This is a genomic window from Candidatus Acididesulfobacter guangdongensis, from assembly GCA_004195045.1.
In the GTDB taxonomy this organism is placed as follows: domain Bacteria; phylum SZUA-79; class SZUA-79; order Acidulodesulfobacterales; family Acidulodesulfobacteraceae; genus Acididesulfobacter; species Acididesulfobacter guangdongensis.
Genome location: SGBC01000003.1, coordinates 278,891 through 295,589, shown reverse-complemented (window position 1 = coordinate 295,589; position 16,699 = coordinate 278,891). Strand labels below are relative to the sequence as shown.

Below are 16,699 nucleotides of genomic sequence, written 5' to 3'. Positions count from 1 at the left end.
TATTTTTATTTATTTTATATTTATGTCTAATATATCCCGCTATATTTTATTGTATTATAAATATAAAGCGTCTTATTTTATTATGATTGTATCAGTCAATACCCTGCAGTATTTTAGTTTATTATAAACATAAAGCGCCTTATTTTATTATGATTTTATCATTCAATACCCTGCAGTATTTTATTTTATTATATATTTTTACTGTATTATAAATATATATTATAAAATAAACAATTAATAAAACCTGAAATGAAATTCGATAGTTCCGCCGACCTCGCTGTAAATATTAGAATTATTCGGCGCAAGTTCGTTATTTTCCCATTCTCCTACTAAAGATATATGATGTGTTATATCATAAGTGAGCGTAACAGATTGCGACGATTGGGAAGAAATAATATTGCTGTAGGAAACCGATAAGTTATGAGCAATTTTTTTCGTTACAAGCACCTGAGGAGCCGCATTATGCGTTATAACGGAATATGACGGCGTTACCGACAAGTTTTTAAAACCGAAATAGCTTGATATAGTTCCCGTAATACTGTGTTCCAGACCGCCGCCTATTGCGGAAGCCGCCTCCGATGCCGCTATGCTTCCCGCCGAATTTGCATAAATAGAATTGCTGGTAACGCCAAGGGCAAGCATTGACACGATAGAAAGTTCCGAAAGAGGCGGCGTTGAGGAAAAATTAACGTTAAAATTTAAAAGCGAACCGTTCGCATTCATTCTGATAATGTACTGGCTTATATGCGTATATGCCGATACGGCGAAAGAAGGTGATATTTTATATGGATTATTAAAGTCTAGATTTGCGTAATACAATTTAAATCTATTGCCTCTAAAATAAATTTCTCCTTTTTTAGCATCTACGACACCGGTTACGACAGGATTATACAGCCGTCCTAAAATATTTAAATCTGCGTTAAAAACGGCGTCTGCTATATTGTTTCTGATAAAAATAGTGTTGTCCGCTTTTATTTTAATATTTAACGAAGGATTAAAAACATTTTTTTTCGCAGCGGGTTTAATAAAATCATATCTTTTGTATTTTATAAGAAAAGAAGAAAAATTAATCTTTCTATCATAAATAGCTTTTTTAATTTTTACGCTTCCCGAGATAAGTCCTTTTTTATTATTGCCGTTATATGTTAAAGTCCCGCCTGCGATTGCGTAAAAATAGTTTGACTGACGGTAAACCGCCGAATTAAATTCAGTTCTTAAATGATAATAAACGGGCTTAAAATCCTTCATACGTATAAAACCGTCTCCTGAAAAAAACCCGTTTAACAGCCTTAACCGTAATTTATTAATCATCAGCAAATTTTTATTAAAAGTAATATGTCCCCTCAAACGCGATACTGTGTACATAGGATTTGCGGAGGTTTCTATTAATCCTTTTTTGATGTTTGCATATCCGTAAATTTCCGGATGTTTTACCGGACCGAAAATAACGGCTGAACTGGAAATAAATCCTGAAGAATTGATTATTTTATTTGAGAAAAAATCTAAAATAGAAAGACTCGTGCTGGCATTAATAATAAGATTGTAATATTTATTCGTAATATTGCCTCTGAGCTGAAAATAATTTAATTTGCCTTTAAGTTTAAAACCGCTGATTGTCAGATTGCGGTTCATGTATGCAAAACGTATATTTTTTACGTTTTTTAAAAACAGAGAACCGTGTTTTATGTATAAATAGTCTAATTTGCTAAAAATATAGGAACTGCCGATAGAGTTTAAATCTCCGCTTCCGTAAATACCTCCGTCTAAAACAATTAATGTTTTTTTATAATTAACGCCGGCATCTTTTATTTTAGACAAAAACCTGAACGGATACCCTTTTTTTAGTATAACTGAAGCATTAGTGTTTATTTTCCCGTTCATAGCGCTAATACTTATTTTTATTTTTTTATTGTTTGCGGATAAAAATCTTGCGCTTACGGTATTTAAATAATAATTATTTAAATATATATCGTTTGCCGACATGCTGCCGCTAATGGCGGGAAATTTAAAAAAACCGCCTATATGGAGATTAAAATTTAGCAGCCCTTTAATGTTAATATTATTGCCGTTGATATTATTGCCGCCGGCGGTATTAATATTGTTTGCCGAATTGTTTTTGTCCTTGTTTTTATTTTTATTTTGATTCTTATTTTTATTGTGATTCCTATCTATGTTCTTAATAAAATTCAGACTTGAAAGTTTTATATTGTCTGCGTAAATATTTGCGTTATAATTATAATTTCTGGTTTTTGACGCCTTAAAGTTAATAGTCCCAGAGCAGTGAATTACCGACGGGGAGGAAATCTGATTGCCGACGGATAATGTTTTAATTTTTAAATTTCTTTTGTTTATTATTAAACTTGAATTTAAATTATATAAATATTGTCTGTAAATATTTATTTTCCTGGAAAATAACGCAATATAAATATTCGGATCAGAAAAAGCTCCGCCTATTGTACCTTTTGCATTAAACATGCCTGCGATATTATCTGCTCCGAAATGTATATGTAAAGCGTGAAAATAGGCTTTAATAAGACTTTTCCCGTTGACCTTAAATATTTTGCCTGAAAAACTGATTGTGCCCGCATTAGCGCTTTTGCTGTTATCGCTTATGCTGCCGCTATTTCCGATATAATTTTCTTTCAGCAGAACTTTTTTAAAATAAACAGCTCCGTGCGGTAAAATATTTATATTGAATTTTCCGCCGTAGTTTTTAAAATATTTATTTATAGACAGCGATTTTACGTTTCCTTTCAGAAAATAGGATATTGACTTAAAATTTCCTTTAATATTAACTTTTACCGCGCCTGAAGAAGCCGGACTGAAATATCTGCCTTTATATTTTTTTAATAAACTTACTTCCGGCATTGATTTATATTTACCGTTTATCAATATCGATAAGCTTCCTAATTTAGATTGATAGGATATAACGCCGGAGGAATCCGCTTTTATATATCTTGAATCTGCTCTGACATTATTAAGCACAACAGAATTATTATTAATTAGAGTATTTCCGGTTACATTAACATTATTCAAGTAATTTACGTAAATAATTTTTCTTATGCCTTTTGACCTGTATTTAAACAACTCGACGGGTTTTTTTACAATAAAACTTTCCAAATTGGCAACATAGAAATTTTTTCCGATCCTTATAAATGTTTTAACCTTTCCATATACGTTTCCAGTAAATTGAGGAATCTTTTCTGCATCATAAAAATCTATAATCTTTCCTATGGACAGTTTACTTAATTTAGAATTAAATTTACCCTGCATATCGGCTAAATTTATCTGCCCTTTTGAATCAAATCTGCCGTTAAACATTGTTAATTTGATTTCGGGAAATTTTACGATACCTCTAAGATGAAAAATGTTCTCTTTTTTAAGGAGTTTGCCGGATACATTGGATAAATCAGATTTATTATATGCATTAGATGTATTAAATTTATTGGATATGCCAGACAGTTTAGATATGTTGGACGTGCTGCGATTATTAGATTTATCGGTTTTGCCGTCTTTAGACTTGCGGTCTTTGCGGTATCCGATGGTTTTAATATGTTTAATATATTTAGTATGTTTAAAAGTTCTTGCCAAATCAAGAGAATAATTTGCAAGTATGACGCCATTTTTAATAGCTGCCCCGGAAAAAATAAAATCAGTCAGACGAATTTTACTTTTTACTTTTAAATTTCTAAGTAAATTTCCGGAAGCGCGGATCGTTAAATTTAATCCGCCGTTAATCGGAAACGGTTTTATATTTTCTGGAAGTTTAGACAAACTTGGAATGCTCAGGTTGGAAGTAATATAAAACCCTTTAATAAAATTAACAGAACGGATAAAAGAACTTTCTTTATTTCCGCTGCTGCTTTTGACGCTTTGTTTTTTGCTCCGCTTTTTATTCTTTTTATCGGAATATGCTACTGGAATAGGATGTTTCTTAAAATAAATTATTCCGTTTGAAACCGTTTTAAAATATTTTGCAGAAAAAGACAGATTTTTTATTTTGACAAAACGGTTAAACATATGAATATATGCTGAAGACGACGAAAAAATCTGATTGTAGAGCGCAGTTTTTAAATGTATATACGGCGCATCATAACTTAAAAATTTTCCGTATCCGTAAACGCCTTTTAAAAAAGCGTTACCGCTTTTTTTAATAAAAAAATCAAGCTTAAATTTTTTTACGGTCAAATTAAGTTTTTTACCGATATCTTTAAATCTTAAACCGCCGCCCCGCACTGCTATATGTTTAACCGATACGGATAAGAGCGAAAAAGACGATTTTTTGGTAAAAGATTTTAAAACTTTTCTAAAACCTCTATAATTAAGTATTTTATTTTTTTTTAAAATTATTTTTACTGCCGGTTCGTCCACATAAATTTTATTAATTATAATCTTTCTGCCGAAGAAATCAAAGCGTCCAAAATATATATTTATCCTTTTTATTGACGTAAAATCTTTCAGTTTTAAATCGGTTATTCTGACCTGAGGGGAAAATAAGGAAATTTTTAATTCTCCTATAGTCGTCTTTTTATGCAGCATTTTTGTCAGATAATTCTGCGCATAATTTTTTGCAATATTGTCAAAATAAGGAGAGGTAAAAAATAGTATAGAGCTTAAAGAAAAAATTACAAGCAACATGAAAAAAAATACTAATAAATATCTTCTTTTTTTAAATAATGAAAACAATTTCATTGCGGCTTAATAATATAAATATAATATATGTCGCTATCAGTTAAATAAATATTGATTAAATATCTCTTAAGCGTCGGCAAAATATAAGTTCGATAAAATAAATACTATACTTGTTCTATTATACTTATTTCAAATTAATATTGCATTAAAATATTCCTTAATCCTGCAATAGAAAGTTATCTACTCGGAAAAGGTGTCAGACACCTTTTACTTTTTACTTATATTTCGCTTAACCGAGCAAAGAAATGCATAAATATTTTCTATTGCAGGATTAAGGATATTGTTTAAACTGTGTATTACAAATAATTCAAATAAAATTTTATAAATAAAATTGTATTTGAAATAACGGCTGTATTTCTGTATATAAAATACTGCATTAAGATACTTATTAAGATACTTGACTAATAAATCGCAAAACCGTTGAAAAAATTAAAAAGCCGCATATAACAAAATGTATTGCAAAATTAACAAAAAAATATTATTATAGTTAAAAATTTATATAATTAATTTTAGCGGGGGGTTATGCGTCAATGGCGGCAAGTGCGGATAAAACAGTCGTAAACGCTGACAAAACTTTCAACGCGTCAGGTTTATTCTGTCCTGAACCCATTCTTAAAATGAGAAAAGAATTTGAGAGTTTGAACAGCGGAGAAATTTTAGAATTTATAATAACAGACCCGGGTTCTGTAAGCGATGTGCCGGCGTGGTGCAAAAGGACTGGCAACGAATTAGTTGAATCCGCCGAAGATAGCGGCGTATATAAATTTTATATACGAAAAAAATAAACATGCGATGTAAATGTAAAAATACAAAAATATAATAAACTGAGAATTAATAAATAATTAAAATAATAAATTTCAATATATGAAGGCTAAATTAGGCGAATTATTAATAAAAAAAGGTATTACCGACGAACTTACAATAAATAACGCTTTAAGCACACAAAAAAAATTAAACGATTTAGAAAATAAATATCTTAAATTAGGCGATATTTTAGTGAGAAGCGAAATAATCACGCAATCTCAATTAGACGATATATTAAACGAACAGCAAGAAAAACAGGATTCATTAGTTGGTTCGTCTTCTAAATTGCAATTTGAAAAAAATGACGGATTCATTGATTTTCTGTCTTCCGAATTTCAGGAATTAGATTCCGATAAAAATATTCAGAAAACTATAGACCAAGATTTGATACGGCTTATTCCCGTCTCTATAGCCCTTAATTACGACATTGTTCCGTATAAAAAGGAAAATAATAAACTATATGTTTTTGCTGCAAATCTTTTAGATGCGGCAGCCGAGGATGATTTAAAATTTTATGTCGGATGTCCAATAGAACAGAAAATTATCTCTAAATCCGAAATTAATCAGCTGATAGGCAAATATTATAATGCGGGAACTATTTTAAACGACGGCGGCGGCAATAAAAATGAAAATCAACCCGAAGCTAAAACAGAATTAATAGATATTACAATTCCCGACAATAATAAAATAATACAGTTTGTAAACAGAACTATATCGGACGCTATAAAAATAAACGCTTCCGATATCCATATAGAATGCTATGAAAAAGAATTGCTGATAAGATACAGACTAGACGGCAAACTTATAGAAGCGTCATCAACTTCGTCTGACCTTAAAAACGCTATAATATCGAGAATAAAAATAATGGCAAATCTTGATATATCCGAACAGAGGCTGCCTCAGGACGGTCATATAAAAGTAAATTATAAGGGCAATTATATTGATTTAAGAGTATCTACCCTGCCGTCGCTTTACGGCGAAAAAACTGTACTGAGGATATTAGATAAAGGCGCCATTGAACTTAATATCTCAAAATTAGGATTTTCGGAAGATAATATAAAAATACTTAAAAATGCAATACATAAACCTTACGGCATAACATTGGTTACCGGACCTACAGGTTCCGGCAAGACTACCACTCTGTACAGCGCTCTGAACGACCTTGACAGAAAATCTTTAAATATAACGACGGTGGAAGACCCTATAGAATACAATATGGACAGGATAACGCAGGTTAACGTAAGAGAGAAAATAAATTTCACTTTTGCGGAGGTTCTTCGCGCATTATTAAGGCAGGACCCCGATATTATTATGGTTGGCGAAATAAGAGATAAAGAAACGGCGGAAATTTCTATAAAAGCGGCGTTGACCGGTCACATGGTGCTTTCCACAATCCATACGAACAACGCAATATTAACTATTTCAAGGCTGATAAACATGGGTATAGACCCTTATCTTATAGCTTCAAGTCTAAATCTTGTGATAGCCCAAAGATTAGTAAGGAAACTATGTCCGGTATGCAAGGAAATCGATTCCACTTATCCTGTTAGAAATAAAAATATTAAAGTATATAAGAAAAAAGGATGTCCCGAATGTATGCATACCGGATTTAAAGGCAGAGCCGCAATTTACGAAATGCTTGAGATTAATGAAAATATAAGCAAACTGATATATCAGAACGCGGACGAATCTAGAATAACGGAATACGCCCGCGAAAACGGCATGCGTTTTTTAAGAGATTCTGCTATTGAAAAATTAGAAGCCGGCATTACTTCATACGATGAAATATCGGAATATTTGTCGGAAGAAGAAAAAACGTCATAAATAAATATAAAAAATAAGATTTATTTTTCTACAATTTATATTTCTTCATGAGTCGAAATATTGTCTTTGCGGTATATTGCGGTTTTTTTATATCTTTCCTGTTTTTCGCTCTTATCTTCTGAGGCTTTTTTATAACCGTCTAAATAGCCCTTATTATATCCTTCCTGATAATTATTTTCAATCTTAAATAATCTAGTGATTAAAGTTTTAAAAAACATAATATCTGTTCCTCGTATTTTTCCGCTGCCGCACTTTTAGTTATGTATCCTTATTTTACAATATGTTTATGTTATTGAAGTATAATAATTTTTACTTATTAAATTATAAATCGTCACAATTGTCATTATTAAGCAAAGAATGAAATATTTTTTGCTTATCGCTGAAAATTACATCTACCGCAGGTTTTAATTCATCATATTCTAATCCGGTTCCTATGTCTCTCGCGTTTTGAAATAATTTAGAATCTGATAATATTTTCAAATAACCGCGGATTTTTTGGCTGCTGCTAATTTCAAATTTTATCAAAAGCGATTTAAAATTATTATCTATCATAATTATAGCGCCTAACTTTTGGTCATTAAAATTTTTAATAAGCGTTATGTCTGAATTTTTACCCGCAAAAGTATGCGACAGATAAATAAGGTTATCATCGTTGTTTAATCTGATAACCTGCAATAGAACAGGAAATTTTTTCTTATTTAAAACAATATTGCGTCCGCATACAAAATACTCTGCGTTAGGATTTATTAGAGAATCTATTACACAAGATTCTTCTTTTATTACTATAAACAATAAATCAGGGTCTTTAAAAATTTCGGAAACCGACGACTTGCTGTAAAGAAAATTTTTTACGATAATAAAATTTTTTATTTTTAACAATTTCAAATGTTCTACGATGTCTAATAATATCATATAGATTTTAAAATATTACATGCAAATATAATTTAGCTAATTTTTATTAACTGCTACGCTTATAGTTTATCTGTATTGAAACATCGCCGTTATCGCAGCCGCCAAATCGTTTGCGCAATGACGAAATTTAATCTTTTTCTATATGCTATTTATTTATTCAGAAGAGATCCTGCAGATATTTCGTTTTCTATGTGTTCGTCTATTATTTCCATTATTACCTTTTCTATATTTTCGGATATTCTTTTAATTATTAACGTTGTTTTTACGTCATATCCTTCCGTATTTTGTATCTTTTGAAATCTTGACGCTATGCTCTGTTTTATTTGCAGCAATAAATCAACGCTTACAAAACTCCTAAAATGAGTTTCTGCTGAAATTAAACTTGACATAACATCTTCTTCGCTGATATGCTCCGAGCTTTCGTCCTTTTTTAAAAAACCGGCTATATCGTGGGCGGCAAACTGTATTGACGCTGCGGTATTACATAACTGCTTCAGCTTATCTTTTAATTCTTCTTTCGAATATTTAATTTTATTATCTATAGTTATCATAGTAAATTATTTATTATATAAAAGGTTATTTTAATATAAATTATATATTATTGTTAATTAATTTTATAATATTCCACCAACGAATACAAATATTTTTTTAAAATTTTACAATCTGATTTTATAAATTATTATGTCTTGAGCATCAACTTAAAAGATATAAAGCTATAAAGGAAAGGAAAGGAAAAAGTGAAAGCAAGACAACTAGAAATAATGACAGAAATAAGAATAAAATAACAATAATAATAATTAAGCATACTCTGCTCAGTATGCAATTGCAAATGCGCAATTACATAAGCAAATATCATCAGTATTGCAATTTAATTTCTATTGTCGCCATTACTGCAGCTATAAATATAACTTATAAGCAGTATTACAATATAACATTATTATATTATAGCTGCGTGCTGAACGATTCGATTTTTATCATTAAAACTGCCCTTATCCATGAATATTTTGATTTAACCCTGTCGAAAATTTCTCCGGAATATACGAATTCGCCTTTTCCGAAAATGCTTATGCCCTGACCTGCGCCGTGAGCGCTTTGAACCTGCTTAGAACCTATTAAAACTTCTATATTATTTTTAAGTTTTAAATTTTCCTCTGTTTTGCTTAATCCGCCGGAAGGTATTAAAATTATTTCATCGTCGATTAGACCGATATTTTTTACATACTCACCCCATGTCGCCGACAGATGCACGCCGTCTGCGCCGCATGTCCCAATTACCAGCATTTCAGTTTTATCCAACACCTCTTTTACAATATTATTAATTTTAGCCATGATTTCTCTCCGTTATTTTTTATAGAAATTATTTTATTATACGCATATTATTATTATATCATATTATGTCATACAATATTACGGGAACAATTTTTCTATAAAATTAAATTAATAATAGCTGAATAATATTTTTATCGTCATCCGTACTTAATTTAAACCTTAAAAACCGCAACTAATTTCGACAGGTTCACGGCAAGATTTGCAAGCTCTTCACTTGAAGCCGAAACCTGTTTTGAACTGCTTGTAGCATTATCCTGAGCTACAAGAATAGCTTCGGAAGATTTAGAAATTTCTTCGGAAACCATAGACTGCTCTTCCGATGCCGTAGCTATGCCGGTTATCATCTCTTTCAGTTTGTTGGTTAAAATATTTATGCTTTGAATAGATTCAGAAGCCTTAGAAACCTTAAGGCTGCCGTTATTGACGTCTATTTTCCCTTTTTCCATAGATTTAACGGCTTTATGCGTTTGATTTTGAATATTTACCACTATTGATTCTATTTCTTTTGTAGCCTTTGTTGTTCTTTCGGCTAACTTTCTTACTTCGTCCGCCACTACCGCAAAACCTCTCCCCTGCTCTCCGGCTCTTGCCGCTTCTATTGCAGCGTTCAATGCAAGAAAATTAGTCTGGTCGACTATGTCGTTAATGACGGAAATTCTATACTTACACTATTATATAGTCGCACCAGTTATATGAACTGCTCTCGCCTGAGAACCGGAGTATTCTTTCTTTTTTTTGATAAAACCAACTTTATCAGTTATATAAATAAATTAAAATAATTAAAAAAATTAAAGTAACTAAAATGACTAAAATGACTAAAATAACTAAAATAACTAAAATAAGATACAATATAGCTTATTATAATAATATATGCAATAAAATATTTAGGACAATCATCAAACTTTGACGCATAGTTCATTAATAATTAATAATATAATATATTACCATAAAATTATGTGCACAATTAGCGGCAAAATTAGGGACGGTCACTATTTTTGCTGTAAATTTCCGTTTATTTTCTGTCCTTATTATTTTATTTCTATAAAATGTTTTTCTATTTATGATATAATATTTTACTATAAAATCTTGTATCGCAAGCTTGCCTATCTGAAATTATTTTTTTAAATGAATTCTTATAAAATTTCATCAGACACATTAAATTTCTTTAATTTAATGAATAAATACGGCGAAAAAAGAGTCGGCTTCGTATTTATTATTGATTTTGAATTAGAATATCCTTTGATATTTGAGCTGCCGAACACAAACGCCGCGGACGCAAACCCTTCGGATTGTCTGCAAAAGCAATGTAATCATGATAACGATGAAAAACATAATAATCTTGATAAATACCGCGCTAATAGATATACCGGCAATAATAACAACAGGTATGATTATTATGAAAAATACAATAACAATAAAAAAGAATATGATAAAGATGACAAATTTAAAAAATCTAAATATGATGATATTCTGCTTAAATACAATATAGACGGGTTTAAAAATTATAATTATAACCCATTTATGCATAAAGTCTGGAAAAATAAATATATGAAAAAATTTCCTATAAATTTTGAAACGTATAATGACTGTTTTAAATTGGTGGCGGATAATCAGAAAAACGGCAATTCATATCTACTAAATCTGACTTTTAAAACGCCTATAGAAATTTATAATTTTTCTTTAGAAGAAATTTTTTATCTGAGCTGCGCAAAATATAAGCTTTATTTTAAAAAAGACGATTATGAGTTCGTAGTTTTTTCACCGGAATCATTTATTAACATAGATGAGAATAACAGAATTTTTACATATCCGGTCAAAGGCACAATTAATGCCGGATTAAAAAATGCCGAAAAGATTTTAATAGATGACGATAAAGAATTAGCAGAACATATTACCGTTGTGGATTTATTAAGAAACGACCTGAATATAATCAGTTCGGACGTAAAGGTAAACAAATTCCGTTATACCGAAAAAATTAACACAAACTCGGGTTCATTATTCCAGACGGTTTCTGAAATTGAGGGCAAATTAAAAATTAATTATACCAATAAATTCGGAGATATCTTTCTAAGCTTATTGCCTGCAGGTTCAGTGTCCGGAGCGCCTAAAGACCAGACTTTAGAAATTATTAAACAGGCAGAATTAGAAACGAGAGGATATTATACCGGAGTTTTCGGCTATTACGACGGAATAAAAAATTGCCTTAAAAGTTCCGTTATGATAAGATTTATTGAAAATATAAACAACAAATTATACTATAGAAGCGGCGGAGGCATAACTGTTTACAGCACCGCTATAAAAGAATATAACGAGATGATACGGAAGATATATGTGCCGATTTATAGAAACAGTTAAATTAGAAAACGGAAACTACAAGCTAATAGACTACCATAACAAAAGACTGAACGACACTATTATTCATTTTTTTAAAAAAAACCTGCTGAAAAGCGAATTTATAGATATCGGAAAATTTCTTCCGTCCCCCGCAGCAGAGTTTAAGAAAGGAATATTTAAATGCAGGATAGTTTATTCAGATAAAATAGAAAGTATTGAAATTTTACCGTATATAAAAAAAAATATTAAAAGATTAAAGCTTGTAGAATCGGATATAGATTACAGCCTAAAATTTGAAAATAGAGATTCTATTAATAATTTATTTAACGAGTCTAAAATTTTCAAAAATAAAAATCAGTCAAATTTACCTGCAAATTTAATCAATAATAACAAAGATAATAAAAATTCGCGCAGCAGCGATAGTCTTCGTCGCGGCTATAACTCACACGACGACAATAATCCTTGCGGCGACGATTTTGATATTCTTATAGTTAAAAAAGGATTGATAACAGATACGTCTTATTCTAATATTATTTTGTATGACGGCAAAGAATGGGTGACTCCTGAAAGTTATCTGCTGAACGGAGTCAAAAGACGGTATCTTTTAAATGAATGTATAATTAAAGAAATTAAAGTTCGTACGGCTGATTTGAAAAATTTTAAAAAAATTTCTTTAATTAATGCGATGCTTGAACCGCATGACATAGAAATAGATATAGACAATATTGTCTGACACCTCTTAATCGCTATTAATTGATGCATATATTAATTGGAAGCGGACACTATTTTTTACTATTAATTAAGGATTAACTACATTTTAAATAAATATTGTCTATTCCCAATTATCCCTATTATCCCCAACTATCCAATATAATAAAGTTTCCATTCTAACCAATTTTGTTATTATCTGTTAATATATAAATATAAAACGAATAAAAAACATTGCCGCAAGATGATAATTAATTATTAATTGGCGATGTGGTATAATGTAAATAAGTATTGGAAATAATATGCGATAATAACAATCACAAGTCGTATGCAGCATTTTTTATACAATATATTAAAATATTAACGGCTAACATATTAATGGAAAAACGAATTAATAAACAACGAATTTTAATTTAATATAATTTTTTTATATGGAGAAAATAAAATGAGAAAAAATCTTATCTTATTGCTTTTCTTATTTATGATTGGCTTTATAACACTAAGTTTATCGGGATGTGCCGTCCGCGGCGGTTTTTATGGACCTCCGGTGCCTCAATCTTACGGACCTCCGCCCCCGCCGCCTCCTCAAGGACCTCCTCCTCCGCCACAGGGACCGCAGCCTCAATCTTACGGACCTCCTCCTCCGCCACAAGGACCGCCGCAGCCTCCTCAGGGACCGCAGTCTTACGGACCGTCGTTTCAAGGTCAAGTATATCCTTGAGTCGTATCGCTATATTTACGGATGCGTAATTATTATTTTATAGACATTGCAATGTATATAAATCGCAGCTATGTACATTGCAATCGTCATATATTAAAGACAGCGATTTAAAACCGCTTTATCTGCTCTTTATGTCTATTATTCAGTGATTTTTGCTAATCCTGCTCGCTCGATTCATCTAACTGCCGCAACTATAACTTTTCTGGTTCTGGGACCGTCAAATTCACATAAAAAAATACCTTCCCATCTGCCGAGAAGAAGTTTTCCGTTTAAAATCGGAACAATTCTAGAGTTGCCGATTATTGAAGATTTTACGTGAGCGTCTGAATTTCCTTCAGCGTGATTAAATTTGATGCCGGCGGGTATAATACTTTTTAAAAAGTTTTGTATATCTAAGACAACATCGGGATCGGCGTTTTCGTTTATTATTATTCCCGCGGTTGTGTGCGGAGTATATATCAGGCACAGTCCGCTTGTTGAAAAAGCTTCTTTATTGCCGGAGTCCGGTTTGTTAAAGCAGGAATTCATTGAATTTCTGACTTCATCCGTAATGTCGATAAAATTAGTCTTTTTTAACGTGTTAATTTCAAAATCGGATATCATTTTTTTAATAATTTTTTATAATTTTATAATTATTTGACAGGTTAATAATTAAATAATTTATAATTTAATTATTATTTTAAAAAATACAGTATGGGAAATTTATTGCCGTAGAAAACTAAAACCCTTTTATTTATATCCATCTTATATATAATAAAAATACATTTATTTTTATTGCTGATATTGAGAAAATATTTATCGTTCTTATTTTTATCTATAGCTTTAAGCGTCAAAACGATTTGATTATCTTTTGATATAAATTCTAATATTTTATTTTCAAAATCAATCGAAGTTACTTCAAGTTTTTTAAATAAAAACAAGTGCTCCGCAATATTAATTGCAATTAAGAGACTGAGAAAAGATAGCGATATATATAAATAGATAAACATAAGATTATTGTAATTATTTTGTTGTATTCTTTTATTGTTTTATCATTATACCATATTTATTTAATTTTTGAACTCCGCTAGATTTTAGTTTCTTTGAAATATAAAAATTCGAAATAATCATTAGAACAAAGGTATCCGATTTATTTATTAATTTATTTATTGCAACCTCGTCAAATGCTGTCAATGTAAATAGTAAGAATAAATAAATCTGACACTTTTTTACTTGACACCTTTTTACTCGGAATGAAAGCCCGCCAAGCTGATAAACAACTGCTCTGCGGCTTTATTTTTACACCTTTATTTTTGACACCTTTAATTTAATTTAAAAAAGATTATCAATACAATCCTTCTTCTTTAAGGACGGCAATAACGTTTTCTACTGTATAGTTTACGTTAAAAGCAATCTGTTCCGGAGTAGCTTTAAAGTTCCTGCGTAAGTTTATTATAAATTCCCTCTTGGCAGCTGATGCTCCTTCCGCTTTTCCTTCCGCTTTTCCTTTTTCAATTCCTTTTTCAATTCCTTTTTCAATTCCTTTTTCAATTCCTTCCTTATAGAAAGGATCATCTTCCAGTTTTATGGTAATAGGCATTTTATCCTCCAGTTCTTTAGCAGTCTGTATTAAATTAGGTCTTAGATGTAATAAGTTTATAAGCTTAAGTTTATAATCTTCAAGTTCCAACGGTTTAAGAGACGAAAGACGTGAAGTTACTTCCAATATTAAAGTTCTTTCATCTTTGGCGGAACAAAGCACGGAAAGAACAACATCGTTTAAATCGTCTGAACTTAAAAGTTCGTTGCAGTCTATGCTTTTTATGTCTTTAATAGAGTAGTTAAAACTAAGATGTTCTCTAATAATGGAGTTTTCCATGCTTAATGGTTTAGAACCTATATAAAGAACCGTCTGTTTTGGTTCTTTAGAGTAGATTGAATATATATAGGTATAATACTTAAGCATCCTTAAGGGCATCAAAGAATCGTTTTCCGTTTGAAGTTCAAGATGAAATATGCTGTCATCTTCAAGCCTTAAAAGAAGATCCGCCCTTAGCTCCTCTACCTTAGGAAAACTGACGTCTAAAGACTCAATCGCTTTCTTGCCGGTAAGTATCTCTACAAACTTTTTAGGATAACCTTTTAGTATATCCTTTAGAGTTCTGTCATACTTGAAGTTAAAATCCGGCATAGTGCTGTTAGATTATATTTTTTTATTTGTTTTATAGTTTCAGCATTTTAATATCTTTTCTTTATTATATCATAACATGTTGAAATTTGTAAAAAAATTATCTTTTAAAATTTAACCAAATTTTTATCCTTCGGTTAAGTTAATTATATAGTGTCATATTTTATTCCAGTCAATTGGGGGGGGCTGATACATTGGTAAGTCAAGTATTTTTTTGCATAAAATTTTCGCCCTGGAATTGCAATATTTTTTTACATTACAAGTTAAGAATACTTTATTTTATTTTTTTATTTATTATTTAATTAGATTATTTATACGATAATATTGCATTTAAATAATATTTTATATAAAATATTCTTATGCTGAATAATAAAAAAATAATAGTAGTTATGCCTGCTTATAATGCTGAAAAAACGCTTGAAAAAACCTATAGCGAACTGCCGAAAGACGGTATAATAGATGATATAATAGTAGTTGACGACGCAAGCACGGATAAAACAGCAAACGTAGCAAAACAACTTGGATTAAAAGTAATAGTTCACGATAAAAATAAAGGGTACGGCGGAAATCAGAAAACATGTTATAAAGAAGCTCTTAAACTGAATGCCGACATTATAGTTATGCTTCATCCCGATTATCAGTATTCCCCTAAACTCGTTACCGCTATGGCAGCTATGATAGCCTCGGATGATTACGATATGGTTCTCGCCTCAAGAATAGTCGGCAAAAGCAACGCTCTTACCGCAGGAATGCCTATATACAAATATATATCCAACAGATTTCTTACATATTTTGAAAATTTTGTATTTAATCTTAAAATGTCCGAATACCATTCCGGCTACCGCGCATTTTCTTCAAAATTGCTGCTCAAAGTTCCTTTTGAAACCAACTCTGACGATTTTATATTTGACAATCAGATTATAGCGCAGTCTCATCTTTTCGGCTTCAGAATAGGAGAAATATCATGTCCTACAAGATATGAGCGAGATTCTTCTTCCATAGGCTTCAGCCGCAGCGTAAAGTATGGTCTGGGCGTTATTAAAACGGCTTCGCAATTTATATTATGCAAATACAATATATATAAATGCGACTATTTAAATAAAAACAATAAAAAAAATAATATGCTGTAAATATAATTATAATGCAGTATAAATTCGGTCGATAATATTATATTATTATATATTAATATATTACGCATTATATATTAT

The 16,699-nt window shown here is 30.7% G+C and carries 14 protein-coding genes and 1 pseudogene; 6 read left to right on the top strand and 9 right to left on the bottom strand.

From position 1 onward, the window contains the following. Positions 1–234: 234 nt before the first annotated feature. The gene (locus tag EVJ46_07700) at positions 235–4,692 is read right to left on the bottom strand and encodes a hypothetical protein (protein RZD16066.1); all 4,458 of its coding nucleotides are present in this window, start codon (positions 4,690–4,692) and stop codon (positions 235–237) included. 530 nt (positions 4,693–5,222) lie between these two features. On the opposite strand from EVJ46_07700, the gene EVJ46_07695 reads away from it, so the two are divergent. Together EVJ46_07695 and EVJ46_07690 are read left to right on the top strand one after the other, a co-directional pair. Continuing rightward, complete coding sequence (locus EVJ46_07695) at positions 5,223–5,477, top strand: sulfurtransferase TusA family protein (GenBank protein ID RZD16065.1); 255 nt, start codon at positions 5,223–5,225, stop codon at positions 5,475–5,477. 79 nt (positions 5,478–5,556) lie between these two features. Continuing rightward, positions 5,557–7,320 (top strand): type II/IV secretion system protein, encoded by a 1,764-nt coding sequence (locus EVJ46_07690; protein RZD16064.1) that lies wholly within the window; start codon positions 5,557–5,559, stop codon positions 7,318–7,320. A 35-nt stretch (positions 7,321–7,355) separates the two neighbouring features. Here the strand turns inward: EVJ46_07690 and EVJ46_07685 are convergent, their stop codons facing one another. From EVJ46_07685 to EVJ46_07665, 5 genes are all read right to left on the bottom strand, one after another. After that, positions 7,356–7,538, bottom strand: coding sequence for a hypothetical protein (locus EVJ46_07685; protein RZD16063.1), 183 nt, complete (start codon positions 7,536–7,538; stop codon positions 7,356–7,358). A gap of 103 nt (positions 7,539–7,641) precedes the next feature. Beyond that, entirely contained in the window at positions 7,642–8,205 is a 564-nt protein-coding gene (locus EVJ46_07680; protein ID RZD16062.1) for a hypothetical protein, read from the bottom strand. Positions 8,206–8,381: 176 nt separating this feature from the next. Beyond that, positions 8,382–8,783: a hypothetical protein gene (locus tag EVJ46_07675; GenBank protein ID RZD16061.1), complete on the bottom strand. Its 402-nt coding sequence runs from the start codon at positions 8,781–8,783 to the stop codon at positions 8,382–8,384. 391 nt (positions 8,784–9,174) lie between these two features. Continuing rightward, entirely contained in the window at positions 9,175–9,561 is a 387-nt protein-coding gene (locus tag EVJ46_07670) for a pyridoxamine 5'-phosphate oxidase family protein (protein RZD16060.1), read from the bottom strand. A gap of 152 nt (positions 9,562–9,713) precedes the next feature. Beyond that, the gene (locus EVJ46_07665; protein ID RZD16059.1) at positions 9,714–10,217 is read right to left on the bottom strand and encodes a hypothetical protein; all 504 of its coding nucleotides are present in this window, start codon (positions 10,215–10,217) and stop codon (positions 9,714–9,716) included. Positions 10,218–10,686: 469 nt separating this feature from the next. On the opposite strand from EVJ46_07665, the gene EVJ46_07660 reads away from it, so the two are divergent. The 3 genes and pseudogenes from EVJ46_07660 (at position 10,687) to EVJ46_07650 (ending at position 13,324) form a co-directional block, all read left to right on the top strand. After that, the gene (locus tag EVJ46_07660; protein RZD16058.1) at positions 10,687–11,916 is read left to right on the top strand and encodes an aminodeoxychorismate synthase component I; all 1,230 of its coding nucleotides are present in this window, start codon (positions 10,687–10,689) and stop codon (positions 11,914–11,916) included. Then, positions 11,891–12,628: a hypothetical protein gene (locus tag EVJ46_07655; GenBank protein RZD16057.1), complete on the top strand. Its 738-nt coding sequence runs from the start codon at positions 11,891–11,893 to the stop codon at positions 12,626–12,628. The genes EVJ46_07660 and EVJ46_07655 overlap by 26 nt, the downstream gene beginning before the upstream one ends. 510 nt (positions 12,629–13,138) lie before the next feature. Beyond that, positions 13,139–13,324 (top strand): annotated as a pseudogene (locus EVJ46_07650) (CPBP family intramembrane metalloprotease). Positions 13,325–13,498: 174 nt separating this feature from the next. Here the strand turns inward: EVJ46_07650 and EVJ46_07645 are convergent. The 3 genes from EVJ46_07645 to EVJ46_07635 form a co-directional block, all read right to left on the bottom strand. Beyond that, positions 13,499–13,924: a YjbQ family protein gene (locus EVJ46_07645; GenBank protein RZD16238.1), complete on the bottom strand. Its 426-nt coding sequence runs from the start codon at positions 13,922–13,924 to the stop codon at positions 13,499–13,501. A 74-nt stretch (positions 13,925–13,998) separates the two neighbouring features. After that, on the bottom strand, positions 13,999–14,244 hold the full coding sequence (locus EVJ46_07640) for a hypothetical protein (GenBank protein ID RZD16056.1): 246 nt from the start codon (positions 14,242–14,244) through the stop codon (positions 13,999–14,001). Between the two features lie 404 nt (positions 14,245–14,648). Then, the gene (locus EVJ46_07635; protein ID RZD16055.1) at positions 14,649–15,494 is read right to left on the bottom strand and encodes a hypothetical protein; all 846 of its coding nucleotides are present in this window, start codon (positions 15,492–15,494) and stop codon (positions 14,649–14,651) included. A 356-nt stretch (positions 15,495–15,850) separates the two neighbouring features. Here EVJ46_07635 and EVJ46_07630 point away from each other — a divergent pair, with 356 nt between their 5' ends. After that, entirely contained in the window at positions 15,851–16,621 is a 771-nt protein-coding gene (locus EVJ46_07630; protein ID RZD16054.1) for a glycosyltransferase family 2 protein, read from the top strand. The last annotated feature ends 78 nt before the right edge of the window (positions 16,622–16,699 follow it).